The following is a 26073-nucleotide window of genomic DNA, read 5'->3' as shown; positions in this document are numbered from 1 at the left end:
CCCTTCGTACGCGCCCGCTTCGCGCGCGCTTATTATCCCGCCGCCGCGGCCTCGCCCGCGGCGCGAAACGATAGACATCAAACCCGTCCCGCCATGCCCTCCGCCAGTTGCCACGACCCCGGCCGCGCACGCTTGGCGCGGTACATCGCGGCATCCGACGCGCGCAGCAAGCCGCTCGCGTCGGACGCATGATCGGGATACAGCGCAATACCGGCACTCATCATGGTGGCCACCATGCGTCCGTCGGGCAGTTCGATCGACGGCACCATGCCGGACAAGATCTCGTCGGCGATCCGGCACACGCTGTCCGTATCGCGCACAGCCGTCAGCATCACCGCGAATTCATCGCCGCCCAGCCGGGCGACGAGATCGGTCTCGCGCACCTGCGCGCGCAACCGCGCCGCCACGCCGATCAGCACCGCGTCGCCGGCATCGTGGCCGAGGCCGTCGTTGATTTCCTTGAAGCGGTCGCAGTCGAGATACAGGATCGCGACCCGCTGCCCCGTCACGACGGCGTCGCAGAGTGCAAGCGACAGACGCGACTCGAACTGCACGCGGTTGGGCAGCCCCGTGAGCGCATCGTGCGTGGCCTTGTGTTCGAGCGACGCGTTTTCGTCGCGCAGCGTGTTCTGCCAGTCTTCGAATTCGTCGAGCAACGCGTTGAAGTCGTCGCCGAGCTGGTTCAGTTCGGCGATCGCCACGGGCTCGACGCGGCGCGCGAACGCGCGCTCGCGCCGCACGGCGTGCGCGACGCCGGCCAGCGCGCGCAGCGGGGCGACGATGTTGCGCAGCAAACGCTTCGAGCTGACATACGCGCCGAGCACGCTGACGGCCAGGCCGCCGAGAATGCCGCCGATGCCGCCGAGCAGGAATCCGAAGAACTGATGCCCGCGACCGCGCACGATGACCTGGCCGACGACGATGCCGTCGTGCGTCACCGGGGCGCTCACGGGCCCGGGCAGCGCCAGCGCGGCGACGCCGCGCTCGAGCCGGGCGATCCGCCCTTCGGCGGGCATCTTCCATGTTGCGAACAACTGGCCTTTGCCATCTGTGACCACCACCTGCGCGACGTCCTCGTCGGTGGCGATCATCGCGATCGCCTCGTTCGCCGCGACGCGGTCGCCGAACACGAGCGCCGCCTCGACCGTGTAACCGAGCGAGCGCGCCAGCAGGTTCAGGTTGTTGCCGGCGTACGCGCGCAGCGCGATCACGGCGACGACGATCAGCGACACGGCGGCCATCGCGACTGCGACGAACGCGAGGCGCAAATGCGCGCGGCGCAACACGCTTTGCAGCGTCGGGCGCGACACACGCGAAGGCGACATGGAGGGTGCGGAACGTGTCATGGCGTCAGCGTCCGCCGCGCGAGATTGAGCACATTCGGATGCACGCGCACGCCACTGCGCGCGACGGCGTCGAGATTGATGTCGAACGTGACGTGTTCGCCTTCGACCGCGAGACAGAACATGCTGCCCGCGGTGCATGACGGATCGTGTTCGGCGATGGTCAGCACCGGACGGCCGACCAGCGCGGTTCGCACCCGCTTTCGCTCGTCGTTTCCGAGCGCGCCGAGATACACCACGTCGCATGCGACGCCGAGCGCGGGGTCGTCGAAGCGGACCCGCTGCACGTCGAGCACGGTCGAGCCGGCCTGCATCGAGTCGGTCAGGTCGCCCGCGTAGTCGGGCCTGCCCGTCACGCACAGATGCAGGCGAACGGGCGTCGTCGGCCAGCGCGTGAAACTGACGATGCCGAGCACGACCTGGCGTACGGCGGAGTCGTGTGACGAAAAGGCGGGACTCGTGGGATTGACGGGTGTCGTGGTGCCGACGAGCCGCACCGTGTCGTTCGGCTCGTCGGCATCGCCAGGCGCCCCGGCAAGAACGGCCGGGGCAACGCTCAGAACGCAAACGATTGCGATGAACGCGTGGCGCAATCCGGCGACTCGGCCCGACCGGCCGGACGCCGTCCGCGCGGCGATTGCCGCCGCGCCCGCTGGCGTCGATGCGGCCGCATGACTCGCGGCCGTCGCGCACACACTCGCATCCATGATGGAAACATCTGCTGCAGTCGTTCCCGGCCCTGCCTCCTGCCTGCCGTGCGCGCGCAGGCACCGTGTCGCGCGCACGAGTGCTTCCATCTTAGGTAAAAATTCGTATCCCAAACCAGTGGGATACACCCGCGATTCATGTCGGAAAGTATGCGGAATCGGCGCCGTTCGTGGCGATGCGATGCCGGGGATTGCTCGGCTGACGGGGCGACCGTGCGACGCAAACTTCATACGTTCCGCAGTGGCACGCCGGACCGGTTTCCCCCACGCACTGATGCGAAGACGGGGGAAGTCGCAGCGCAATTCGCACATCACCGCGTTCCCGAGTATCCTTGCTGATCATTCGATTGCAGTTCCGCGCACCGGACCGTCGCGCGCGTCGCCGACGCCGAGTGTCGATCATCAACCGTCTATCTCGTCTTCCCTCATGGACTTCGACGTCATCGTTCTGGGCGCGGGCATCATCGGCGTCTCCGCCGCGCTGCACCTGCAGGATCGCGGCCGCAAGGTCGCCCTCGTCGACCGCGGCGCGCCCGGCGAAGGCACGAGCTTCGGCAACGCGGGGCTGATCGAGCGCTCGTCGATCGAACCGTATCCGTTCCCGCGCAGCCCGTTCACGCTGATGCGCTATGCGCTCAACCGCTCCACCGATCTCTATTGGCACAGCGCGTCGCTGCCCGCGTTCGCGCCGTGGCTCGCGCGCTTCTGGTGGGAATCGGCGCCGCTGCGTCACGCGGCAGCCTCGCGCGACATGCTGCCGCTGATCGAGCGCTGCATCGTCGAGCACGACGCGCTGATCGCGCGCGCCGGCGCCGGCGAACTGGTGCGCGCCAGCGGCTGGATGGAAGCGTTCCGCACGCCGGCCGCGTTCGAGCGCGCGGTCGCCGATGCGGGACTCACCGCGCGCCGCCACGGGCTCGGCATCACACCGCTCGATGCCGCGGCACTTCGCGCACAGGAGCCGAGCCTCGCCGCGGGCTTCTGCGGCGCGCTGCACTGGCTCGATCCGAAAAGCGTCGTCGATCCGTCCGCGCTCGTCAAAACCTACGCGCAACTCTTCGTGCAAGGCGGCGGCACGCTGCTCACCGGCGATGCCGCGAGCCTCGACGCACTGTCGCCCGGCTGGCAGGTCACGACGGACGACGGCAGGATCGCTGCGCCGGCCGTCGTCGTCGCGCTCGGCCCGTGGTCCGACACGGTGTTCGGCAAGTTCGGCTACAAGATTCCGCTGCGCGAGAAGCGCGGCTATCACATGCACTACGCGCCGTCCGAACGCGGCGCGCCGTCGGCACCGATCGTCGATCGCGAATACGGCTACGTGATCGCGCCGATGCGGCGCGGATTGCGGTTGACCACCGGCGTCGAAATCGCCCGGCGCGGCCTGCCGCCGACGGGCGTGCAGCTCGATCGCGCGGAACGCGTCGCGCGCCCGGTGTTCGGCTTCGGCGAGCGGCTCGACCCGCACCCGTGGCTCGGCTTCCGGCCGTGCACGCCCGACATGCGGCCGGTGATCGGCCCCGCGCCCGCGCATCGCGGGTTGTGGTTCTCGTTCGGGCACAACCATCACGGGTTGACGCTCGGCCCCGTCTCCGGCCGCCTGCTGGCCGAGATGATGACCGGCGAGACGCCGTTCACCGATCCGACGCCCTACCGCGCCGACCGCTTCTGATGCCGATCGCCCGCGCTCAGTCGAGCGCGCGGCCGAAGATCCGGATCACTTCGTCGAGATGCTCGGCCATCGCGCGGCGCGCGGCCTCCGGGTCGCGCGCGCGGATCGCGTCGAGGATCGCGCGGTGTTCGAGCTCCGATCGATGCGGCATGTCGTTCGGCATGTACAGCGACTGCAGCCGCTGGAACATCAGGTCGTACTTGTGCGCGAGCAGTTGCTTGATCATCAGCGCATACGCGGGGTTGTCGCTCGCTTCCGCGATACGGATATGGAACAGCCGGTCGCCCGGATGCGTGAGCGAGCCGCTGCGGTTGTCTTCCTGGTTGCGCAGGAACGCCTCGTGAATCCCCTCGATCTGCGCGTCCGAGCCATGTTTCGCGGCGAGCGACGCGGCTTCCGGCTCGATCAGCCGGCGCGCCTGCAGCAGCGCGAACGGCGGGATTTCGGTATCGAGGTCGATCGCGATGCCGAGCTCCGGATCGATTTCGACGATCGAGAACGGCGCGACCGTCGTGTCGATCTGCGGTTGCGGTGCGGTGGCCGCCTCGGGCTGGCGCACCTTCACGCCGTCGCCGACACGCACGCTGACGAGACCGTTCACCTCGAGCGCGATCAGCGCCTCGCGCACCGACGTGCGCGACACGCCGAACTGCTCGGCCAGTTCGCGCTCCGGCGGCAGGTAGCTGCCCGGCGGGAAGTCGCCTGACTCGATCATCGCGCTGAGCTTGTCGGCGATCTGCTGGTAGAGGCGGCGGTTCTGAATCGGCTGGATGGACATACGTTGATACAGGTAAGCGGTTGCGTGGCGGACGGCCTGACGAATGCGGGAGCGTCAGGCCGTTCGCGCCTATTCTATATGCCGGGCTTCGTATCGCCCGGCACCGCATAGCACCGCGCGGCCGTACCGCCCCACAACGCGTCGCGCTCGGCCGCCGACAACCGCGCTTCGGCCCAGCGTTCGACCAGCGACGCCACTTCGTCGTACGACGCTGCGAGCAGGCACACGGGCCAGTCCGAACCGAACATCAGCCGCTGCGGGCCGAACGCGTCGAGCGCCGCATCGAGGCATTGCTCGATATGGCGGATGTCCTGCCCGCGCAGGCCGCGCCGCCAGTCCGTTTCGGTCACGAGCCCCGACAGCTTGCACACGACGTGCGGCAGCGCGCCCAGCTCGCGCAGCCCGGCGCGCCAGCGGGCGAGCGCGGTGTCGTCGCGGTCGAACTCGGCGAGCGCGGGCTTGCCCGCGTGATCGAGCACGAGGCAGTGCGCATCGTGCCGCGCGCAGAACGCGCGCACGTCGCGCAACTGACGTTCGAACACGAGCACGTCGTACACGTAGCCATTCGCCTGCAGCCAGGCGACGCCGCGATTGAACGCGGGATCCGCGACGAACGCGCCGACGTCGGCTTCGTCCTGCAGCAGGTGACGAAAGCCGCGCAGCTTCGGGCTGCGCCATTCAGCGACACGGTCGGCGAGCGCCGGCGCACCGAGGTCCTCCCAACCGACCACGGCCGCGATGCGCGCTTCGTCGCGGGCGAGATCGAGCAGGAACGCCGTCTCGTCGCGTCCGACACGCGCCTGCACCGCGATCGACGCGCCGAGCGCCTGCGCATGCATCTGCGGCCACAGCGCGTCGGGCATGTAATCGCGGGCAAGCACGCCCATCCCGGCGCCGATCCACGGGAATTCGGCCGCGCGATAACGCCAGAAGTGCTGATGAGAATCGATGCGCACTGCGCCCATGGTGTCCTCGCGTTTCGCCGTCGTTCGCCGTGTCACGTCACGTTCAGTCGTACAGCACCGCCGTGATTTTCGGGTCGTCGATGTTGGTCTTGTCGTACCAGTAGAAACCGGTATCGATGACCTTCGGCAGCTTCTCGCCCTTGATCGCCTTCACGGCCGCCTCGACGGTCTTGTAGCCGATCCCGACCGGATTCTGCGTGATCGCGCCGGCCATCATCCCGCTGCGGATCGCGTCCTTCTGCTGCTTGCCGGAATCGTAACCGATGATCACGACCTTGCGCTTCATCTCGCGCACGCCGTTCACCACGCCGATCGCCGAGCCTTCGTTGGTGCCGAACAAGCCCTTGAGTTTCGGGTATGCCTGCAGGATCGACTTCGTCACTTCGGTCGATTTCAGCTGGTCGCCTTCGCCGTACTGCACGGTCACGATCCGCACCTTCGGGTGCGCCGATTTCATCCGTTCGAGAAAGCCGTCGCGACGGTCGATGCCGGTGCGGCTCGTCTGGTCGTGCGCGACCACGGCCACCTCGCCCTCGTCGCCGATCAGCGCGGCGAGCTTGTCGGCGGCGAGCGCGGCGGCGGCCTTGTTGTTGGTCGCGGCGGTCGTCACCGGGATGTCGCTGTCGACGCCGGAGTCGAACGCGATGACCGGGATCTTCTCGGCCTGCGCCTTCTTCAGGAGCGGCAGCGCGGCCTTGCTGTCGAGCGCCGCGAAGCCCAGCGCCGCCGGCTTCTTCGCGATCGCGGCGGACAGCATGTCGATCTGCTTGTCGACCATCGCCTCGGTTTCGGGGCCTTCGAACGTCACCTTCACCTTGTAGTCCTTCGCCGCCTGCATCGCGCCCGCCTTCACGGCCTGCCAGAACTGATGCTGGAAGCCCTTCGAAATCAGCGGGATGTAGGTTTCCTGCGCCTGCGCGCCGGCCGTCACGCCCACGGCGAACGTCAGTCCGACGATCGCGTTCAACACCTTGCTCCTGATCACTTCGCGTCTCCTTGGTTGGTATCGACTGAAATGCCGGACGGGCCGGCGGTGAAGCACATGTGTGTTGTGCGTGCGTCAGCGGCGGCGCCGGCGCAGGATGTCCACGTAGACGGCGAGGATGATGATCACGCCCGTGACGACCGTCTGCCATTCCTGCGCGACCGACATGATGCGCAGGCCATTGGTCAGCACGCTCATGATGAACGCGCCGATGATGGTGCCGACGATGCTGCCCGCGCCGCCCGACAGCGACGTGCCGCCGATCACGACGGCCGCGATCGCATCGAGCTCGTAGCCCTGCCCGAGCGCGGGCTGCGCGGAATTCAGCCGCGACGCGATCAGGAGCCCGGCGATCCCGCACACCGCGCCGCTGAACGTGTAGACGGCAATCTTCCACGCGTCGACGTTCACGCCGGACAGCCGCAGCGCTTCCTCGTTGCTGCCGAGCGCGAACGTGTAGCGGCCGAAGATGGTCCGGTTCAGCACGATCGACGCGCCGACCGCGACGAGGAACAGGATCAGCACGGCGTTCGGAATCGGCAACGCGGGAATCAGGCTGCCGATCAGCGAATCCTGCGCGATCGACGTGAAGCCCGGCGTGTCGTTGAAGTAGATCGGCCGCGTACCCGAGATCACGAGCGACAGCCCCTTGAGCAGCATCATCATCCCGAGCGTCGCGATGAACGGGGGCACCTTCATCTTCGCGATCACGAAGCCCGACACGCTGCCCGACAGCGCGCCGAAGCACAGCGCGGCCAGGATGCCGAGCGGCAGCGGCATGCCCCAGTTCGTCAGCACGACGCCGGCCATCACCGCGCAGAACGTCATCAGCGTGCCGACCGACAGGTCGATGCCCGACGTGATGATCACGTAGGTACACGCGACGGCCAGCACGCCGTTTACGGCGGTGGCCTGCAGGATCGCCACGAGGTTGTCGACTTCGAGGAAGTTCGACGACGCGAAGCTGAAGAACACGATCAGCAGCACGAGGCTCGCGAACGCGAGCAGCTTCTGCCGCGCGGCCGGGTTGAAAAAGCGCGCCTTCAGGCTCGATGCGGCGGCCGGCGTGTCGCCGGTGGCAAGGGGCGGGACGGGATGCGTATCGTTTGACATGGTCGGTAGGCCTAAGGATCGGCGTCTGAATCAGGACAATACGGTCGACTCGCGCTGCGTCGCGAGCTGCATGATCTTTTCCTGCGTGGCGTCGGCCGCGCGCAATTCGCCGGTCACGCGCCCTTCGCACATCACGAGAATCCGGTGGCTCATGCGCAGCACCTCGGGCAACTCCGACGAGATCATCACGATCGCCTTGCCGTCGGCGGCGAGCGCGTCAAGCAGCTTGTAGATCTCGCTTTTCGCGCCGACGTCGATGCCGCGCGTCGGCTCGTCGAAGAACAGGATGTCGCAGTCGCGCAGCAGCCACTTCGCGATCACGATCTTCTGCTGGTTGCCGCCCGACAGGAGGCGCGCCGGCTGCGCGACCGACGGCGTGCGGATCGCGAGCTGCCGCACGTACGACTGCGCGGTGTCGCGCATCCCGCGCGCATCGAGGAACATGCCGCGGCGCACGAAGCGCTGCATGCTCGACAGCGCGATGTTGTTCTGCACGTCCATCCCGACCGCGAGCCCGAAGTGCTTGCGGTCCTCCGACAGATAACCGATCCCGTGCGCGACCGCGTCGGCCGGCGTGCGGATCGTCACGGTCTTGCCGTGCACGCGAATCTCGCCCGCGTCGATCGGGTCCGCGCCGAACACCGCGCGCGCGACCTCGGTGCGGCCCGCGCCCATCAACCCCGCGAAGCCGAGAATCTCGCCGCGCCGCACCGTGAAGCCGACGTCGCGGATCGCGCGGCCGCGCGACAGCCCGCGCACTTCGAGCGCGACCTCGCTGGCCGACGTATCGGGCGGCGTGCGGAACGTCGTATCGAGCTGGCGGCCGACCATCATCGCGATGATCGCGTCCATCGACGTGTCCGCCATCGGCACGGTCGCGACGTACTTGCCGTCGCGCATCACCGTCACGCGATCGGCGATCTGGCGCAGTTCATCCATCTTGTGCGAGATGTAGACGATGCCGACGCCGTGCGCGCGCAAGTCGCCGATGATGCGGAACAGCTCGGCGATCTCCGCGTTGTTCAGCGCGGCGGTCGGCTCGTCCATGATCAGCACGCGCGAGTCGAACGACAGCGCCTTCGCGATCTCGACCATCTGCTGCTTCGCGACCGTCAGCCGGCCGACCGGCGTGCGCGGATCGAGATCGAGCCGCATCCGCGCGAAGATCGCGGCCGCGTCGCGGTTGAGCTGGTCCTCGTCGACGAACACGCCGAAGCGGCCGCGCGGCTCGCGCCCGATGAAGATGTTCTGCGCAACGCTCAGGTGGTTCATCAGGTTCAGTTCCTGATGGATGATGCCGATGCCGAGCGCCTGCGCGGCGCGCGGATCGTCGATCTCCACCGCGCGGCCGTCCATCCGGATCTCGCCTTCGTCCTTCTGATAAACGCCGGCGAGAATCTTCATCAGCGTCGACTTGCCGGCGCCGTTCTCGCCCATCAGCGCGTGGACTTCGCCGGCATGCAGGTCGAACCGGCAATCGTCGAGCGCCTGCACGCCCGGAAAGCGCTTGCCGATGCCGGTCAGCGCAATCAGCGCGGCGGGTGCGGCGGTCGGGTTCAGATCGGGTTGCATGGCTCGATGCCCTCAGCCGATCGCGCGATCGAGATGCGTATAGCCGCCGTCGACGAACAGCCACTGGCCCGTCGTGTGCGACGCGCGGTCCGACAGCAGGAACACGGCCGTGTCGGCGATCTCGTCGGCGGTCGTGAAGCGCTTGCCGAGCGGCACCTTGCCGGCGATTTCCGCGAGCTTCGCTTCGGGATCGTCGAAACCGGCGATCCAGGTCTGGTAGAGCGGCGTCATCACCTCGGCCGGAATCACGGCGTTCACGCGCACGCCGTCGTCGCGCAATGCGACGGCCCATTCGCGCGTCAGCGCGAGTTGCGCCCCCTTCGATGCGCAATAGCCGCTCGTGTTGCCCTGCCCGGTGACGGCCGTCTTCGACGAGATGTTGACGATCGCGCCGCGCGTCGCCTTCAGGTGCGGCACGCAGTAATGCGCCATCACGTAGTAGTGGACCAGGTTGCGTTCGAGCGATGCGACGAACGCGTCGCGCCCGGCATCGAGCCCGACGCCGTCGTTGATGCCCGCGTTGTTGACGAGGCCGTCGATGCGGCCGAAGCGCGCGATGGTTTGCGCGACCGCGTCGCGGCACTGCGCGTCGTCCTGAAGCTCGACGGACATGCACGCGGCGCGCGGCTGCTTGCGCGTGAGTTCGCGCCAGAAGCCGTCGTCCGGTGTGTGGCGCGCGAATACCACCGGAATCGCGCCTTCGCCGGCCAGCCGCATCGAGATCGCGGCGCCGATGCCCGACGCGCCGCCCGTCACGATCACGATCTTGTCTTGCAGATTCAAATCCACTTCGCGTCTCCGTCGTTCATGTTGTCGCCGCGCGGGCCGCGCGCGGTGCATCGTGCGTTCTCGTGCCGCATGCCGCGTGCCACGCGCTTCAGCCGCGGAATCGATACCGTTCCAGCGATTCGGGCTTCATCTCGATCGAAAAGCCGGGCGCCGTCGGCGGCAGGTAAGCCGCGCCGCGCACGACGCACGGTTCGACGAAGTGCTCGTGCAGGTGATCGACGTATTCGGTCACGCGCCCTTCCTTCGTGCCGGAAATGCACACGTAGTCGATCATCGACAGATGCTGCACGTATTCGCACAGCCCGACGCCGCCCGCATGCGGACACACCGCCAGCCCGTACTTCGCGGCCAGCAGCATCACCGCGAGAATCTCGTTCACGCCGCCGAGCCGGCATGCGTCGATCTGCACGACGTCGATCGCGCCGCGCGCGATGAACTGCTTGAACAGCACGCGGTTCTGGCACATCTCGCCGGTCGCGACCTGCACCGGCGCGATCGCCTCGCGGATCTTGCGATGCCCTTCGACGTCGTCGGGGCTCGTCGGCTCCTCGATGAACCACGGTCTCGCGAAGGCCAGCTCGCGCACCCAGTCGATCGCCTCGTCGACTTCCCACACCTGGTTCGCGTCGATCATCAGCTTGCGGTCCGGACCGATCACCTCGCGCGCGATCGTCACGCGACGGATGTCGTCCTCCAGGTTCGCGCCCACCTTCAGCTTCACGTAGTCGAAACCGGCGTCGACCGCCTCGCGGCACAACCGGCGCAGCTTGTCGTCGCTGTAGCCGAGCCAGCCCGCCGACGTCGTGTAGCACGGGTAGCCTTCACGCTCGAGCGTCGCGATCCGCTCGGCCTTGCCCGGCGCCTGCCGACGCAGCAGGTCGAGCGCCTCGTCCTGCGTCAGGCAGTCGGTCAGGTAGCGGAAATCGATCGCGCGCACGATTTCCTCGGGGCTCATGTCCGCGACGAGCCGCCACAGCGGTTTGCCGACCGCCTTCGCCCACAGGTCCCACACCGCGTTGACGACGGCGCCCGTCGCCAGATGGATCGCGCCCTTGTCGGGGCCGATCCAGCGCAACTGGCTGTCCGACGTCACGTGCCGCCAGAAGCGGCCCATGTCCTCGCGGATCCAGTCGAGGTCGAGGCCGACGATGAGGTGACGCATCGCGTCGATCGCCGCGCAGCAGATTTCGTTGCCGCGCCCGATGGTGAACGTGAGCCCGTGGCCTTCGAGCCCGTCGTGGTCGGTTTCCAGCACGACGTACGCGGCCGAATAGTCGGGGTCCGGGTTCATCGCATCGGAGCCGTCGAGCTGCTGCGAGGTCGGGAAGCGCACGTCGAGGACGCGCATTGATCGAATGATAGGCATGACGAACGGTCCGTAAAAGGAAATCAGGCCTGCACGGTGCGCTGGCGCTGCTCGCCGAGCCCGTCGATGCCGAGCGTGATCACCTGCCCGGCGCGCAGATAGACCGGCGGCTTCTGCCCGAGGCCGACGCCGGGCGGCGTGCCGGTCGAGATCACGTCGCCCGGCTGCAGGCTCATGAAGCGGCTCAGATAGCTGATCAGATGCGGCACGCGGAACACCATCGTCGCGGTCGTGCCGTTCTGGTAGCGGTGGCCGTCCACCTCGAGCCACAGCCGCAGCGCGTGCGGATCGGGCACTTCGTCGGCCGTCACGAGCCAGGGCCCAAGCGGGCCGAACGTGTCGTTGCCCTTGCCCTTGTCCCACGTGCCGCCGCGCTCGAGCTGGTATTCGCGCTCCGACACGTCGTTCACCACGCAGTAGCCGGCGACGTGCGACAGCGCGTCGGCCTCGTCGATGTAGCGGCCGCCCTGGCCGATCACCACGCCGAGCTCGACTTCCCAGTCGGTCTTCTCCGAGCCGCGCGGAATCTCGACGTCGTCGTTCGGGCCCGAGATCGCGCTCGTCCATTTGCCGAACACGACCGGCTCCTTCGGGACTTCCATGCCCGATTCGGCCGCGTGGTCGGAATAGTTGAGCCCGATGCAGATGAACTTGCCGACGCGGCCGACGCACGCGCCGAGTCGCGGCGCGCCTTCGACGAGCGGCAGCGACGACGGGTCGATGTCACGCAGCCGCGCGAGCGACGCGGGTGTGAGCGCATCGCCGGCGATGTCGTCGATCACGCCCGACAGGTCGCGAATCTTTCCCTGCGCATCGAGCAGGCCGGGCTTTTCGTGGTGTTTGTCGCCAAATCTCAACAGTTTCATGTCGTGTGAGGAAACGGAAAGTGAATGGAACGGCGCGGTCGGCCAGACACGGTCGGCCAGACGCGGTCAGTTCGACCAGCCGCCGTCGATCAGGTGAATCGCGCCGGTCGTGAACGACGCTTCGTCCGACGCGAGATACAGCGCGAGCGCGGCCACTTCGTCCGCGGTGCCGATGCGGCCCATTGGCTGGCGCGCGACGAAGGCCTCGCGCACGGTGTCGGTCGACACCTGACGCGTGCGCGCCTGCTCGGCGATCCGCTGTTCCAGCGACGGCGACTCGATCGTGCCCGGGCAGATCGCGTTGCAGCGGATGCGCTGCTCGACGAAATCGGCGGCGACGGACTTGGTCAGGCCGATCACGGCCGCCTTGGTGGTGCCGTAGACGAAGCGGTTCGGCACGCCCTTCACGCTCGACGCGGCCGACGCCATGTTGATGATCGACGCGCCGCCCGCTGCCAGCATCGCCGGCAGCAGCGCACGGATCAGCCGGTACATCGACGTGACGTTGAGGTTCAGCGAGAACGCCCACGCGGCATCGTCGCAATCGAGGATCGAGCCGTGGTGCACGAACCCCGCGCAATTGAACAGCACGTCGAACGCACGCTCCTGCGCGGCGAGCGCCGACACGTCGCCCGCATCGGTCACGTCGAGCCGCCGCGTGGCCAGCCTGCCGCCCGCGCGTTCGGCGTCGGCCGCGAGTTGCGCGAGCGCGGCTTCGTTGATGTCGGTCGCCAGCACGTCGGCGCCCTCGCTTGCGAACCGCAGCGCGGTCGCGCGGCCGATACCCTGCCCGGCCGCCGTCACCAGCGCGCGCTTGCCCTGCAATCTCATGAGCACCACTCCTGTAGAAGCCGGCCGAGCCGACCAATTGGCACAAAGGACTAAAGGTCCAACCAATCATAGGAACAGATTCCGGATTTGTCACGATCGCGTGATTCAGTATTTTCCCGAACGGCAAAATCGGGCCGGCAGGCGGTGCGAGCTACTTCGGTTACCGTCTTTTTCCGATTCCGGAGAGCGATCACTTGCCCCGCAAAGCCAATGCCGGCGCGGGTTTGCGCCGGCCTCGGGTGCCTGTGTCGCGCCGCCGTCGCGGCGAAACTGACAAAAAAGTCATGTTCCCGTCAGGGTGTCAACGGGGGACGCGCGCGATCATTGTGTTGCCGGACCGCGCTGCCCGGACCACCGCACCCCGCCCGTCGCAGATCCCTGACGGGCACCTCCGTCCCCCGCGGTGTCCACGTGACTGAGCGAGCAGACACGGTGGCGCGGGCCGATTTTCCGCCCCGGGCGTTCGCGTCCGGGGCGCTTTTGTCGTTGGTTTTTCAAGAAAATGCGCGTCGATTGTTTCTAAATCGGCAAAAGGTAATTTGAGCCAGACAGGATGTTTTTTCCGGTCACAGACGCTTACATTTAGCGCACCACTCATGGAAACCGCTACGGAATCGCCGTTGGGTAGTGACATCCACTGCCACGGCCGAAACCGCACGAGCTTTAGGAAACGGCAAATGAAGGCCTCCAAATCCCTGCCTGTGCTCGATCCCGCCGACGTCCACGTCGAAATTCTGGAACGCTCCGATACGCTGCTCGTCGTCCGCTGGGTCGAACCCGGCCGCTGTCACTACGGCGAACAGCGCTGGCGCCGCCGCTTCGCGCAGCGCACCGGCACCTGCGCGCTGTCGCGCCAGGTCATCCAGCGCGGCGACGAAGTCTTCCGCCCGGCCGAGCGCCCGGCACCGGCAAACGCGGCCGCGATGATCTCCGCCGCCGAAGTGCTCGCCCTGGCCGGCAGCCGGTAACGCCCGTCGCGCGACGCGCAAGCCGGCCTAGAACCGCCGGTCTAGTTCCTCCGCTTGTCTGCCCCGCCCGCGCGGACTATCGTTACAGCATTCAATGTAACGATTACACGTCGTGGCGCACCGGCCACGCCGATGGAGGCAGACATGCATGCATGGAGCGCGCGCCACGTCCCGGCGCAAGGCGGCAAAGTCGCGGTCGTGACCGGCGCCAACAGCGGGCTCGGCTGGCAGATCGCGGAAACGCTGGCCGCCAAGGGCGCGACGGTCGTGATGGGCTGCCGCGATGCCACGCGCGGCGCGCAGGCCGCCGATGCGATCCGCCGATTCCATCCCGCCGCGCGGGTTGAAGTCGATCCGCTCGACCTCGCCGATCTCGCGTCGATCCAGCGCTTCGCCGCCGACGTCTCCGACCGCCACGGCCGCGTCGACATCCTCTGCAACAACGCCGGCGTGATGTTCCTGCCGCTACGACACACGCGAGACGGCTTCGAGATGCAGTTCGGCACCAATCACCTCGGCCATTTCGCGTTGACCGGGCATCTGCTGCCCGCGCTGCGCGCCGCGCGGCGCGCGCGGGTCGTGACGATGTCGAGCGGCTTCAACCGCGGCGGCCGGATCCGCGTCGACGACCTGCGGGCCGAGCGCGGTTACAACCGTTATCTCGCCTACTGCGACAGCAAGCTCGCGAACCTCGTGTTCGCGATCGAACTGCAGCGCCGCTTCCAGCGCGCGGCGTTCGCGGGCATCAGCGTCGCCGCGCATCCCGGCTATGCGGCGACCAATCTGCAGTTCGCGGGCCCTGCGATGGACAGTTCGCCCACGCGCGCCGCGTTGATGCGCGCGGCGAACCGTTATCTCGCGCAACCGGCCGATCAGGGTGCGCTTCCCGCGATTCACGCGGCGACGTCGCCCGACCTCACCGGCGGCTCGTACATCGGACCGTCCGGCTGGTTCGAGTCGCGGGGCCTGCCGGCGCCGGCGAGCGTGCCGCGCGCGGCGCGCGATGTGGCGACCGCCGCGCTGCTGTGGGAAGCCTCCGAAGCCGCGACGGGCGTGCATTTCCTGAGCTCCGGCATGGCCGCGGGTCGCCCGCCCGCCACGCCGTTCGACACGGCGACCGAGGTGCGTTGAATCACGCGCAGTTCTCCTCAACATTTGCCATGCTTATTACACTCGCAGAAATGAAAGCTTGGTGAAAGCCTGATTGAACGGCTGACTGTTACCAGTCCGGAAACAATCTATCGTCAAAATCAGCGTTTACCCTGCACGACCCGGTGACTAAGATTTAGTCAATCGCTGCAGACATGGTGTCGAAAGCGAACCCAATAAAACACCGGAGGTCATCATGAAATCGCTCGTTTCCGCAGTCGTTGCCGCTGTCGCCCTGTCCGCTTCGTTCGGCGCTTTCGCACAAAGCACCGTGACCCGCGCGCAAGTCCGCAACGAACTGGTCCAGCTCGAACAAGCCGGCTACAAGCCGGGCGTGTCGAGCCCGTACTACCCGAACGACATCCAGTCGGCGGAAGCGCGTGTTCATGGTGCCGACGCCAGCGGCTACGGCGCGCAACCGGTTCCGGTCGTCCACTCGGGCGCCCCGGTCGCCGCAGCGTCGTCGAACGCGCGCGACTCGATCTTCTTCGGCCAGTAAGCCGACGCGCCCCTGGCGGGCGCATCGCGCATCGCGCGACGAAGCTGTACCCGGACGAGCCCCTGATGCGGGCTCGTCTTGTTTTGTGAAACGCATACCTCCGCCGCCCGGCAGCGGGTGGCTTCGCCCGGGCGCGCTGCGTCCGGGCGCTTTTTCCCGGCGAGGTATGCGTGGCGCTGCCGTATGCGCCGGTCAACGCCCCGCGGCGGCGGCAGGCGCCGCACGCGACAGCACACGCCAGCGCGACAGCAGTTCGTCGCGATCGACGTAGCAGCCCTGCAGATGCCGGCGACCCGTCGACGGATCGAACTCGGTGCGCGCATGCAGCACGCGCCGGTTGTCGAACGCCCACATGTCGCCCGCCCGCAATCGGCGCTGCACCCGGAAACGCGGCTCGCGCGCGAGCGCGAGAAACCGCCGGTACGCGCGATAGACGGCCGCGACCGATCCGGCCGGCGCATCGAGCGGCCCGCGCAGGAAGTTCGCGACGCGCACTTCCGTCACGTTGCCGCGTGCATCGAGGCCGATCACCGGCGCCGAGCAGCGGTAGTCGCTGTTCGCACTCTTGTTCCAGAACTCGAACGGCGTCGAGGCAAGGTATTCGAAATCGGCGGGATAGTCGCGCCGCAGCGCTTGCGCGAGCGCAAAGCCGTCGAGGAAGATGCTGTCTCCGCCCGTTGCGTCGTTCGCGAGGCAATGCAGGAACTGCACGCCCGGCTGCAATTCACGCGTCGGCAGGTCGGTGTGCGGCGGCAGGTTGAGCGACGTATAGGCATTGCTGTCCGGTCGCGGCTTCGATTCGACATCGAACAGCACGCCGAAATTGCTTTCGCGGATCAGGCCGACACGACGCGCGATCTGGTCGACCCGGCCGCGTTCGGCCGGCACGCCCTCGACGAGCGTCAACCCCGTGCGCTGCAACGCGGCGAGCCACGCGCGCAACGCGCCGTCGTCCTCCATCACGTCACGCCACGCGAACACGCCGATCGCCGTCGCATCGTCGCCGGCCCATACGTGCCGCCCGTGCTCGGCCTGGCGTTCCGCGCGCGACGCATCGTCGTATGCATGCGCGCGCAACCATCCCGGCGACCAGGTGCTGCGATGCCCGTCGTTCCACTCGACGTGCAGCGCGCCGTCGGTTTCGACATGCACGGCGAGCGCCGACAGATCCTCGCGCGCGTCGGCGATCTCGAACACCTGTTCGCGCGTGAGCGCGTGCACGCACGCGGAACACGCGCAGTTGTCGCGCAGCCAGTCGAAATGAAACGGCGATCGTCGCGTGTCGCTCCACTCGACGTCCACCGTTCCATCGCCGATCGTCGCCGCCGCAATGGCCGCGTCGGCGGAAAAGGTCCGCCAGTCCTCGATACGGTGTTGCGCTGCCTGCATCGTTGCCTCCCGGAAACGCCCGCTACGCGTGTGGTGCGAGCAGAAACCCGCCGATCATCCGGTGCATCCGCGCCGCCTGCGGGCTCGTTCCGAGCGCGCGCCAGCAGCCGTGCACCAGCCCCTCTCCCCTCCAGTAACGCGCGGCGCCGCCGGCCGCAAGGATCCGTTCGACGTAGACGCGCGCATCGTCGCGCAGCGGATCGTGTTCCGCGCCGATCGCGAGCACGGGCGGCAGCCCGTCGAAGCGCGACGCCGCGAGCGGCGCCGATGCGCGCAGCAACGGATCGTCGTTCAGCGCGATTTCATCCGCATCGCCCCAGTACAGCGCGCGATAGCGATGAACGTCGTCGAGCGTCAGCATCGGCGCGTGCGCTTCCGTCTCGCGCGCCGGCGCTTGCGGTTCGATGCCGAGCATCGGATACACGAGTGCGATCCCGTCGATGCCGCCTTCACCCGCGTCGCGCAGCGCGGTAGCGACGGCCGCCGCGAGATTGCCGCCCGCACTGTCGCCCGCGAGCGTCAGCGGTCGTGCGCACGAGCCGAACGGCCAGCGGGTTGCATCGCGTGCGGCGCGCGTGACGGCCAGGCAATCCTCGAGCGCGGCCGGCGCACGATGCTCGGGCGCGAGCCGGTAGTCGACCGCGATCACGGCCAGCCCCGTGTCGGCGGCCAGTTGCGCGGTGATCAGCGCGTGACTGTCGAGCGAGCCGACGACGAAGCCGCCGCCATGAAAGAACAGCACGGTGCCGCGCGGCTCGCCGTGCGCAGGCGCGTAGCGCCGGAGTGCGATGGCGCGTCCGTCCGGCGCGTGCCACGCGGCGTCCTGCTGCACGATGCCGGGCGGCAGTTCGGCGGGCGTCCATGCGGCCGCGAAGCGGTCGTAGACGCGGCGTTGCTCGACGGGCGAGCGCGCCGCCGCGTCGGCCGGATACCACGCGTCGACGGCTGCAACGAACGCCGCGATTTCCGGTTCGAGCATCGTGTGCGCTCCGCGGTCGAAGATTGAACGTTGAAACCTGAACGTTGAACGTCGACGCTAGCGACGTGGCGGCAGTCCGATCACGCGCCCCGCATACGCGGGCGCCGCACAATCGCGCTGCAATGCATGCAGTTCGGCCACGCGCGCGGCGACGTCGTCGTCGAACGGCGCCGATTTCGCGCCGTCGCGCGTATCGACGTGCAGCAGCATCTGCTCGCTCGCCGACACCGCGCCGTCATGGCTGTCCGCGAACAGCTCGAGATACAGGTGCAGCCGCTTCGCGTCATGCGCGAACACCCGCGCATCGACGCGCACGCGCGTGCCCTCCTTGATCTCCTGCAGATAGTTCACGTGCGCTTCGAGCGTATAGACCGAGCGGCACCGCTCGCGACGCGCGGCGTCGTCGAGACCGATGCGGTCGAGCAGCGCATCGGTCGCGAAGCTGAAGATCAGCAGATAGAACGCGTCGCGCAGATGGCCGTTGTAGTCGACCCACTCGGGCCGCACGACGTCGTGGTAAATCGTCAGCGGGGTATCGCCGGTCATGTTCGTTCAGTCCTCGAATCGCATCCCGTGCCGCGCCTTCACCGCGGCGATCGCCTTCAGCACCTCGGTGATGCACTCGTCGCGATAGCGTTCGAGTTCCTTGATGCTGCGCGTGCCCTGCTGCTCGCTCGTGCCTTCGACGACGCTGTCGATCAGTTCGTCGGTCAGCTTCGGCGCGACCAGCTTCGTCCATGGCAGTTCGAGCGCGGGGCCGAACTGCTGCATGAAGTGTCGCATGCCGGCATCGCCGCCGGCCAGCGTGTAGGTCAGGAACGTGCCCATGAACGACCAGCGGATGCCCGCGCCGAAGCGGATCGCATCGTCGATCTCGCCGGTCGTCGCGACGCCTTCGTTGACGAGATGCAACGCCTCGCGCCACAGCGCTTCGAGCAGCCGGTCCGCGATGAAGCCCGGCACCTCCTTGCGCACGTGCAGCGGCCGCATGCCAAGCTTGCGATAGATCGCCATCGCGGCCTCGACCGCTTCCGGCGACGTGCGCGCGCCGCCGAGCACCTCGACGAGCGGCAGCAGGTAGACCGGATTGAACGGATGGCCGACCACGCAGCGCTCCGGGTGCGTCGCACGCGCATAGAAGTCGGTCGGCAGCAGCCCCGACGTCGACGACGCGATGATCGCGTCGGGCTTCGCCGCGCGGCTGATCTGTTCGTGCAGTTCGAGCTTCAGCGTCTCGCGCTCGGGCGCGCTTTCCTGGATGAAATCCGCGTCGGCGACGCAGGCCTCGATCGTCGACTCGAAGCGCAGCCGCGCGGGATCGGCGCCCGGCGCGAGGCCGACGCGTTCGAGCGCAGGCCACGCATTCGCGATGTTCGCGCGCAACCGCTCCTCGGCGCCCGGCGCGGGGTCCCACACGACCACGTCGAGACCGTGCGCGAGCGCACGGCAAATCCATCCGCTGCCGATCACGCCGGTGCCGATCGCGGCGAACGTCTTGATGTCGGTCTTCACTGCCATGTCACGCATCCTTCAAATCGGGGGAAATCGGACGGCGACCGCGCCCGTGCGCGCCGCCGCATTGAATCGGAATCAGCCTTGCAAGCTCACGCGAATTCGGTCACCGCGCGGCGTTCGAGCGGACGCTCGCCGCGCGCCGGCAGGCCGAGCTTGCGACGCCCTTCGGCCGGCGTCAGCACGCGGCCGCCGAGGCGTTCGACGATTTCCCGCGCGCGCTCGACGAGCTTGCCGTTGGTCGCATGCACGCCGCGATCGAGCCAGATGTTGTCTTCGAGGCCGACACGCACGTGACCGCCGAGCAGCATCGCCTGCGCGACCATCGGCATCTGCATGCGGCCGATCCCGAAGCCGGCCCAGTGCGCGCCCGGCGGCAGGTTGTCGACCATCGCCTTCATCGTGCCGGTGTCGGCCGGCGCGCCCCACGGAATGCCGAGGCACAGCTGGAACAGCGGCGGATCGTCGAGCAGCCCTTCCTTCAGCAACTGCTTCGCGAACCACAGATGGCCCGTATCGAAGATTTCCAGCTCCGGCTTCACGCCGAGTTCCTGGATGCGTTTCGCGCCGGCGCGCAGTTGCGCGGGCGTCGATACGTAGATGTAGTCGCCGTCGCCGAAATTCAGCGTGCCGCAGTCGAGCGTGCAGATTTCCGGCAGCAGTTCCTCGACGTGCGCGAGGCGCGTGAGGCCGCCGACGAGATCGGTGCCCTTGCCGAAGCGCATCGGGTCCTCGCCCGGGCCGATCTCCAGATCGCCGCCCATGCCGGCCGTCAGGTTGATGATGACGTCGACGTCCGCCGAGCGGATCCGGTCGACCACTTCGCGGTACAGGTTCGGGTCGCGGCTGCCGCGGCCCGTCTGCGGATCGCGCACGTGGCAGTGCGCAACCGTCGCGCCGGCCTTCGCCGCTTCGATCGCGGCGGCCGCGATTTCCTTCGGCGTGACCGGAATCGCCGGATGCTTGCCGACCGTGTCGCCCGCGCCGGTGACCGCGCAGGTGATGATGACTTCGTGGTTCATGCTGAATGCCCTCGCTTGATGCTGTTCGTGTCGCTCGTTTTCCGTCGTACTGCAGATTATTTGTCGCTGCGCGCCGCCCGCTTGCGGCGCGCACGGGCCGTTACAGGCCGAGATACGCCTTCACGGCAGGCAGGCCGTCCTTGCCGTCGAACGTCTTGACGCCGGCGAGCCAGGCATCGAGCACCTGCGGATTCTTCTTCAGGTATGCCTTCGCGGCGTCGGCCGGCTTCGTCTTGTTCATCACCGACTGCATCAGCTGGTTCTCGAGCTGCGTCGTGAAGCGCAGGTTCTCGACGAGCTTGCCCGCGTTCGGGCAGCGCGCGATGAAGTCGGGCGCCGTCAGCGTGTACACGCGCGCTTCGCCGTAGTTCGGGCCGAAACTCGCATCGCCGCCGGACAGGTAGTTCATGCTGATCTGGATGTTCATCGGATGCGGTTCCCAGCCGAGGAATACGACCCACTTCTTCTCGCGGATCGCGCGCTCGACCGTCACGAGCATCCCGGCCTCGCTCGATTCGACCAGCTTGAAGCCGCCCAGGCCGTACTGGTTCGTGTCGATCATCTTCTGGATCGTCGCGTTCGCGCTGCTGCCCGGCTCGATCCCGTAGATCTTGCCGTCGAGTTCCGCGCGGTGTTTCGCGATGTCATCGAAGGTCTTCAGGCCGGCCTGGTATTCATAGCTCGGCACCGCGAGCGTCGCCTTCGCGCCCGACAAATTCGGCGTCTCGACCACGTTGATCGACTTGCTGTCGAGGAACGGCTGGAGCTGCTTTTGCTGCACCGGCCACCAGTAGCCGAGCGAGATGTCCAGCTGCTTGCTCTTCAGGCCGGCGAACGAGATCGGCACCGATGCGATCGTCGTCGTCGGCTTGTAGCCGAGCCCTTCGAACACCGTCGACGCGAGCGCCGTGGTGGACGTGATGTCGGTCCAGCCGATGTCCGCGAAGCGTACGTTGCGGCAGGTCGCTGCTTCCGTTTCGGCGTGCGCCGCGGTCGCGAATGCGCCGGTCGCCAGCACGGCCGCGACGAACGCGGCGATCTTTGTCGACTTCATGGTTTCTCTCCCGATTGGACCGATGTCCGACGGGTTCGCGGAGTGCGTCCCGGCCTGCATCGTGGGAGTAAAAGTAACGAGCCATATTGGTCGAAAGACGACCGGCGGCGACCTTTTCTTGACTATTTGCGACTATGAGTGGAAACCACTATGCGCGAGCAATGGCTTGTGCGGCGGGGGTTTGAGGCGAATTTCGGCGAAGCGGGGGTTGTCCGGATGCGGCGTGACGGATGCCGACGGAGCGTGCTTCGGCGGTGGCGCCGGAACGCGCGTGATGTCGATTCCGGCCGGGCCGGTGCGGGCCGGCGACCGACACGTTATCGCGGTACCTCGACGTAGGTTTCCCTGCAGATCTCGCGCAACGCCTGGACCAGCAGATCCCGCGTCGGCGCATGCGATTCGGCGGCGCGCGTAAACAGCGCGATGGGCGGCAGCGTCCAGACCAGCGAGTAAGGCACGATCGCCACGCCGGCGATGCGCACCATTTCTTCGGCGATATCGGCCGGCACGATCGATACGGCGTCGTCGCTCGACGCGATCATTTCGCCGATCAGCTTCGACGAGTAGCTTTCGACGATCGGCACGGGCGGCGCGATGCCGGCCGACAGGAACAGGTCCGTCACCTGCTCCCGCATCGGCGTATGCGGCGCGCCGAGAATCCAGTCCAGTTCGCGCAGCTTCTCCCAGTCGAGCTTCATGCGAGCCAGTTTCGCGGCGAGGCGCCGGCTCGCGATCATCCGCGGCTGCTGCTGGTACAGAACTTCGAAGGAAACCTGCCCCAGATCGACCGCCGACGACGCCCGCCCGATCACGAGATCGACGCTGTGGTCCTTGAGCTGGAGCAGCAACTGGTCGCTGGTGCCTTCGTGGATCGTCACGGTCAGGCGGCGTTCCATCCGGGATTGCAGCCGCTTGAGCGCCGCCGACAGCATCTGGCCCGAAATAAACGGAATCACGCCGATATGCAGGTGGGCCGCGTGGCCGGCGGCGACCGCCTCCATCTCGCGGGCGAGATGGTCGAGGTCCTTCAGCATCGCCCGGGCGCGCTCGAGCACGACCGAGCCGAGCGCGGTCGGCCGCATCCCGCGCGACGAGCGCTCGAACAGCGGCGTGCCGAACATGCTTTCCAGCTCGGACAGCGCGTTCGTCACGGCAGGCTGGCTGCTGGCCATGTGCTCCGCGACGCGCGTCAGCGACCCGTGCTGCTGGATCTGCAGCAACAGCATCAGGTGCCGCATCTTCAGGCGCGCACCGAGCCGCCGGACCACGTCGTTCGCGTCGAATGTCATTGCCGAACCGCCATACCATCATGAAAAAGTGATGGACCGATATTAAAACAGAATCATCTCCTTATGGCTGATCCCTAGAATCACCTCATGGATCGCGTCGGGACTGGCCTGGCGCGCACGCCCGGACCCAAAAACATGAAACAGACAGAGACTCAGCAGCAGGCCGCGTACGACTATCACGAGTTTCCGACCCCGGGGAAGATCTCCGTCGTCGCCAGCAAGCCGCTCGTGACGCAGCGCGATCTCGCGCTCGCCTACACGCCCGGCGTCGCCAGCGTGTGCGAATCGATCGCCGCCGAGCCGCTGAACGCGCATCGCTTCACGAGCCGCGGGAATCTGGTGGGCGTCATCACCAACGGCACCGCCGTGCTGGGTCTGGGCAACATCGGCGCGCTCGCGTCGAAGCCGGTCATGGAAGGCAAGGCCGTGCTGTTCAAGAAGTTCGCGGGGATCGACGTGTTCGACATCGAGATCAACGAGACCGATCCGGACAAGCTCGTCGACATCATCGCCGGCCTCGAGCCCACCTTCGGCGGGATCAACCTCGAGGACATCAAGGCGCCCGAGTGCTTCACCGTCGAGCGCAAGCTGCGCGAGCGCATGAAGATTCCGGTCTTCCACGACGACCAGCACGGCACCGCCATTACCGTGGCCGCCGCATTCATCAACGGGCTGAAGGTGGTCGGGAAGTCGATTTCCGAGGTGAAGGTCGTGACCTCGGGCGCCGGTGCCGCAGCGCTGGCTTGCCTGGACCTGCTCGTCGACCTCGGGCTGCCGGTCGCGAACATCTGGGCGACGGATATCGAAGGCGTCGTCTACCGCGGCCGCACCACGCTGATGGACCCCGCCAAGGAACGCTTCGCGCAGGAAACCGACGCGCGCACGCTGTCCGAAGTGATCGGCGACGCCGACGTGTTCCTCGGGCTGTCGGTCGGCGGCATTCTGAAACCGGAGATGCTGAAGGCGATGGCCGCGCGCCCGCTGATTCTCGCGCTCGCCAATCCGACGCCGGAAATCTTCCCGGAACTCGCGCATGCGACGCGCGACGACGTCGTGATCGCGACGGGCCGCTCGGATTTCCCGAACCAGGTCAACAACGTTCTCTGCTTTCCGTACATTTTCCGCGGCGCACTGGATGTGGGCGCAACGACGATCACCCGCGAAATGGAAATCGCCGCGGTTCACACGATTGCCGGCCTCGCGCAGGAAGAGCAGAACGACATCGTCGCGGCGGCCTATGGCGGCGATGAAGTGTCCTTCGGTCCGCAATACCTGATTCCGAAGCCGTTCGATCCGCGCCTGATCGTTCGCATCGCGCCGGCCGTGGCCAAGGCCGCGATCGAGGGCGGCGTGGCGACGCGCCCGCTCGCGGATCTCGACGCGTATGTCGAGCAACTTCAGCAGTTCGTCTACCACTCGGGTGCGTTCATGAAGCCGCTGTTCGCGACCGCGCGTCAGCTCGTGCGCGATGGCGGCAAGGCACGCATCGTGTTCACCGAGGGCGAGGACGAGCGTGTGCTGCGCGCGGTGCAGGTCATCGTCGACGAGAAGCTCGCGCGTCCGATCCTGGTCGGGCGTCCGGAAGTGCTGCTCGCGCGTATCGAGCGGTTCGGCCTGCGCCTGCGTCTCGGTCAGGATGTCGAAGTGACCAATCCGGAATATGACGAGCGTTTCCCGCAATACTGGACGACGTATTGGGAATTGCGCTGCCGCGACGGCATCTCGAAGGAAATGGCGCGCGTCGAAATGCGGCGCCGCCTGACGCTGATCGGCGCGATGATGGTGCGGCTCGGCGATGCGGACGGGATGATCTGCGGGACGGTCGGCGAGTACCACAATCACCTGCGATTCGTGGACGAAGTGATCGGCAGGAAGCCCGATGCGTCGACCTACGCCGCGATGAACATCCTGCTGCTGAATCAGCGGACGGTCGCGCTGGTCGATACGCACGTCAACGACAACCCGGATGCGGAGCAGATCGCGGAATTCACGATCGCGGCCGCGCGGCAGATGGAGTGGCTGAATCTCTCGCCGAAGGTTGCCCTGCTGTCGCGGTCGAACTTCGGGTCGGGGAGCGCGGCTTCGGGCGTGAAGATGCGCCGGGCGCTGGAAATCATTCGCGCGCATGCGCCGGATATCGAGGCGGATGGCGAGATGCACGGCGACTGCGCGCTCGACGAGGCGCTGCGTGCGCGGCTGCTGCCGATGTCGCCGCTGAAGGGTGCGGCGAACCTGCTCGTGTGTCCGAACGTCGATGCGGGGAATATCGCCTATAACCTGCTCAAGACCGAGGCCGGCAGTAACGTTGCGGTCGGGCCGTTCCTGCTGGGCGTCAACGGGCCGGTGAACATCCTCACGTCCAGTGCGACCGTGCGACGGATCGTGAACATGACGGCGTTGACGGTGATCGAGGCGAATCGCAACGCCGCCGTGTAATTGCGGTCGATGCGGGGTCGGCTACGGCCGACCCCGTCGGTCAGCGGGTTGCGGCCTGCACCGCAACCGGCGCGGATATCGCGCTGGCCGACGAAATTACCGCGCATGACGGCTGCCGGAACGAAGCGGCCATCACGGATTCGATGCCCGCGTTTCGCAAGATCTCCATCAGAAGCACAAGATTCACGGATGGAAGGTTTCACCGCGGTTCAGCATGTCGACGAATTCCGCGATTTTACGCGCCCGTGTTTCCGGCTTTTTCGCATTCTGTATCCGGTACAGGATGGCGTAGCGGTTGCGGCTATTCAGCGTTGCAAAGAACGCCTTGGCTTTCGAATTTGCGTCCAACGCCACCTGCAGGTCGTCCGGCACGGTCGAGTTGCTGGCCGACGTATAAGCAGCCTGCCAGCGGCCGTCCTGCCGCGCCTTCTCGATCTCGCGCATGCCGGACGCGCGCATTCTGCCCGCGGCGATCAGCGCTTCGGCCCGGTCCTTGTTGAGTTTGGACCAGATGCTTTTTGCTGAGCGCGGCGTGAAGCGTTGTAACCAGTACGTCTCGCTCTCAGCCCGTTTCTGGCCATCGATCCAGCCATGGCAGAGCGCGCCTTCCAACGCCTGGTCGTAGGTGACGGTTCGGTGCGTGGCGCCCTTTTTCGCCAGACGCAGCCATACTCCGCTCGAAGTGCCGCCGTTTTGCGCCAACCAGCTTTCCCATTCGGTTTGACTGGCAAATGTCAGAGCGCATTCGGTCATGTCGCTGTCCAAAATGGTCGAGTACGAGCGCGGGAATCC

At 67.1% G+C, this 26073-nt stretch carries 24 protein-coding genes; 5 read left to right on the top strand and 19 right to left on the bottom strand.

The genetic code is table 11. The annotated features are described in order from the left end of the window. Positions 1-77 precede the first annotated feature (77 nt). Both WS46_RS24740 and WS46_RS24735 read right to left on the bottom strand, forming a co-directional pair. On the bottom strand, positions 78-1346 hold the full coding sequence (locus tag WS46_RS24740; RefSeq protein ID WP_059692061.1) for a diguanylate cyclase domain-containing protein: 1269 nt from the start codon (positions 1344-1346) through the stop codon (positions 78-80). Beyond that, positions 1343-2050 (bottom strand): YfiR family protein, encoded by a 708-nt coding sequence (locus tag WS46_RS24735; protein WP_059692060.1) that lies wholly within the window; start codon positions 2048-2050, stop codon positions 1343-1345. The genes WS46_RS24740 and WS46_RS24735 overlap by 4 nt, the downstream gene beginning before the upstream one ends. A 427-nt stretch (positions 2051-2477) precedes the next feature. Between WS46_RS24735 and WS46_RS24730 the strand changes: the two genes are divergently transcribed. Next, positions 2478-3719 carry an FAD-binding oxidoreductase gene (locus WS46_RS24730; protein WP_059534263.1) on the top strand — a complete coding sequence of 414 codons (1242 nt, stop codon included), beginning with the start codon at positions 2478-2480 and terminating at the stop codon, positions 3717-3719. A 16-nt stretch (positions 3720-3735) separates the two neighbouring features. Here WS46_RS24730 and WS46_RS24725 read toward each other — a convergent pair whose 3' ends face one another. From WS46_RS24725 to WS46_RS24685, 9 genes are all read right to left on the bottom strand, one after another. Further along, entirely contained in the window at positions 3736-4497 is a 762-nt protein-coding gene (locus tag WS46_RS24725; RefSeq protein ID WP_059534261.1) for a FadR/GntR family transcriptional regulator, read from the bottom strand. Positions 4498-4571: 74 nt separating this feature from the next. Further along, on the bottom strand, positions 4572-5462 hold the full coding sequence (locus WS46_RS24720; protein ID WP_059692059.1) for an amidohydrolase: 891 nt from the start codon (positions 5460-5462) through the stop codon (positions 4572-4574). Between the two features lie 43 nt (positions 5463-5505). Next, positions 5506-6447, bottom strand: coding sequence for an ABC transporter substrate-binding protein (locus WS46_RS24715; protein WP_059534259.1), 942 nt, complete (start codon positions 6445-6447; stop codon positions 5506-5508). Between the two features lie 75 nt (positions 6448-6522). Further along, positions 6523-7560: an ABC transporter permease gene (locus WS46_RS24710; RefSeq protein WP_059692058.1), complete on the bottom strand. Its 1038-nt coding sequence runs from the start codon at positions 7558-7560 to the stop codon at positions 6523-6525. A gap of 30 nt (positions 7561-7590) precedes the next feature. After that, complete coding sequence (locus WS46_RS24705) at positions 7591-9132, bottom strand: sugar ABC transporter ATP-binding protein (protein ID WP_059692057.1); 1542 nt, start codon at positions 9130-9132, stop codon at positions 7591-7593. A 12-nt stretch (positions 9133-9144) separates the two neighbouring features. Next, entirely contained in the window at positions 9145-9921 is a 777-nt protein-coding gene (locus WS46_RS24700; protein ID WP_059692056.1) for an SDR family oxidoreductase, read from the bottom strand. Between the two features lie 88 nt (positions 9922-10009). Then, on the bottom strand, positions 10010-11287 hold the full coding sequence (locus WS46_RS24695; RefSeq protein WP_059692055.1) for an L-fuconate dehydratase: 1278 nt from the start codon (positions 11285-11287) through the stop codon (positions 10010-10012). A gap of 23 nt (positions 11288-11310) precedes the next feature. Further along, positions 11311-12153 (bottom strand): ureidoglycolate lyase, encoded by an 843-nt coding sequence (locus WS46_RS24690; RefSeq protein ID WP_059692054.1) that lies wholly within the window; start codon positions 12151-12153, stop codon positions 11311-11313. 66 nt (positions 12154-12219) lie between these two features. Then, positions 12220-12984, bottom strand: a complete 765-nt coding sequence (locus WS46_RS24685; protein ID WP_059534356.1) for an SDR family oxidoreductase — start codon at positions 12982-12984, stop codon at positions 12220-12222. A 677-nt stretch (positions 12985-13661) separates the two neighbouring features. Here WS46_RS24685 and WS46_RS24680 point away from each other — a divergent pair. The 3 genes from WS46_RS24680 to WS46_RS24670 all read left to right on the top strand — a co-directional run bounded on the left by WS46_RS24680 (position 13662) and on the right by WS46_RS24670 (position 15600). Next, positions 13662-13952 (top strand): DUF3331 domain-containing protein, encoded by a 291-nt coding sequence (locus tag WS46_RS24680; RefSeq protein ID WP_044847789.1) that lies wholly within the window; start codon positions 13662-13664, stop codon positions 13950-13952. A gap of 144 nt (positions 13953-14096) precedes the next feature. Further along, complete coding sequence (locus WS46_RS24675; RefSeq protein WP_059692191.1) at positions 14097-15083, top strand: oxidoreductase; 987 nt, start codon at positions 14097-14099, stop codon at positions 15081-15083. Positions 15084-15297: 214 nt separating this feature from the next. Next, positions 15298-15600 (top strand): DUF4148 domain-containing protein, encoded by a 303-nt coding sequence (locus WS46_RS24670; protein WP_059534248.1) that lies wholly within the window; start codon positions 15298-15300, stop codon positions 15598-15600. Positions 15601-15792: 192 nt separating this feature from the next. Here the strand turns inward: WS46_RS24670 and WS46_RS24665 are convergent, their stop codons facing one another. The 7 genes from WS46_RS24665 to WS46_RS24635 form a co-directional block, all read right to left on the bottom strand. Then, positions 15793-16989 carry a TauD/TfdA family dioxygenase gene (locus WS46_RS24665; RefSeq protein WP_059692053.1) on the bottom strand — a complete coding sequence of 399 codons (1197 nt, stop codon included), beginning with the start codon at positions 16987-16989 and terminating at the stop codon, positions 15793-15795. Between the two features lie 22 nt (positions 16990-17011). Beyond that, positions 17012-17968: an alpha/beta hydrolase gene (locus WS46_RS24660; protein ID WP_059692052.1), complete on the bottom strand. Its 957-nt coding sequence runs from the start codon at positions 17966-17968 to the stop codon at positions 17012-17014. A 57-nt stretch (positions 17969-18025) separates the two neighbouring features. Continuing rightward, a complete protein-coding gene (locus WS46_RS24655) occupies positions 18026-18514 on the bottom strand; it encodes a thioesterase family protein (protein ID WP_059692051.1) in 489 nt (162 codons plus the stop codon). A gap of 6 nt (positions 18515-18520) precedes the next feature. Continuing rightward, positions 18521-19486 (bottom strand): L-carnitine dehydrogenase, encoded by a 966-nt coding sequence (locus tag WS46_RS24650; RefSeq protein ID WP_059692050.1) that lies wholly within the window; start codon positions 19484-19486, stop codon positions 18521-18523. Between the two features lie 86 nt (positions 19487-19572). After that, the gene (locus WS46_RS24645; protein ID WP_059692049.1) at positions 19573-20502 is read right to left on the bottom strand and encodes a 3-keto-5-aminohexanoate cleavage protein; all 930 of its coding nucleotides are present in this window, start codon (positions 20500-20502) and stop codon (positions 19573-19575) included. Positions 20503-20602: 100 nt separating this feature from the next. Next, positions 20603-21556: a choline ABC transporter substrate-binding protein gene (locus tag WS46_RS24640; RefSeq protein ID WP_059692048.1), complete on the bottom strand. Its 954-nt coding sequence runs from the start codon at positions 21554-21556 to the stop codon at positions 20603-20605. A gap of 317 nt (positions 21557-21873) precedes the next feature. Then, positions 21874-22845 carry a LysR substrate-binding domain-containing protein gene (locus tag WS46_RS24635; RefSeq protein WP_059534236.1) on the bottom strand — a complete coding sequence of 324 codons (972 nt, stop codon included), beginning with the start codon at positions 22843-22845 and terminating at the stop codon, positions 21874-21876. A gap of 135 nt (positions 22846-22980) precedes the next feature. Between WS46_RS24635 and WS46_RS24630 the strand changes: the two genes are divergently transcribed. Then, complete coding sequence (locus WS46_RS24630) at positions 22981-25281, top strand: NADP-dependent malic enzyme (RefSeq protein WP_059692190.1); 2301 nt, start codon at positions 22981-22983, stop codon at positions 25279-25281. 183 nt (positions 25282-25464) lie between these two features. Here WS46_RS24630 and WS46_RS24625 read toward each other — a convergent pair whose 3' ends face one another. After that, positions 25465-26034 (bottom strand): YdeI family protein, encoded by a 570-nt coding sequence (locus WS46_RS24625; protein WP_059692047.1) that lies wholly within the window; start codon positions 26032-26034, stop codon positions 25465-25467. Between the last annotated feature and the right edge of the window lie 39 nt (positions 26035-26073).

Source organism: Burkholderia sp. RF4-BP95 (assembly GCF_001521985.1).
GTDB classification, from domain to species: domain Bacteria; phylum Pseudomonadota; class Gammaproteobacteria; order Burkholderiales; family Burkholderiaceae; genus Burkholderia; species Burkholderia diffusa.
Note: the sequence above shows the minus strand (reverse complement) of the source record. Positions and strands in the feature narration are given on the sequence as shown.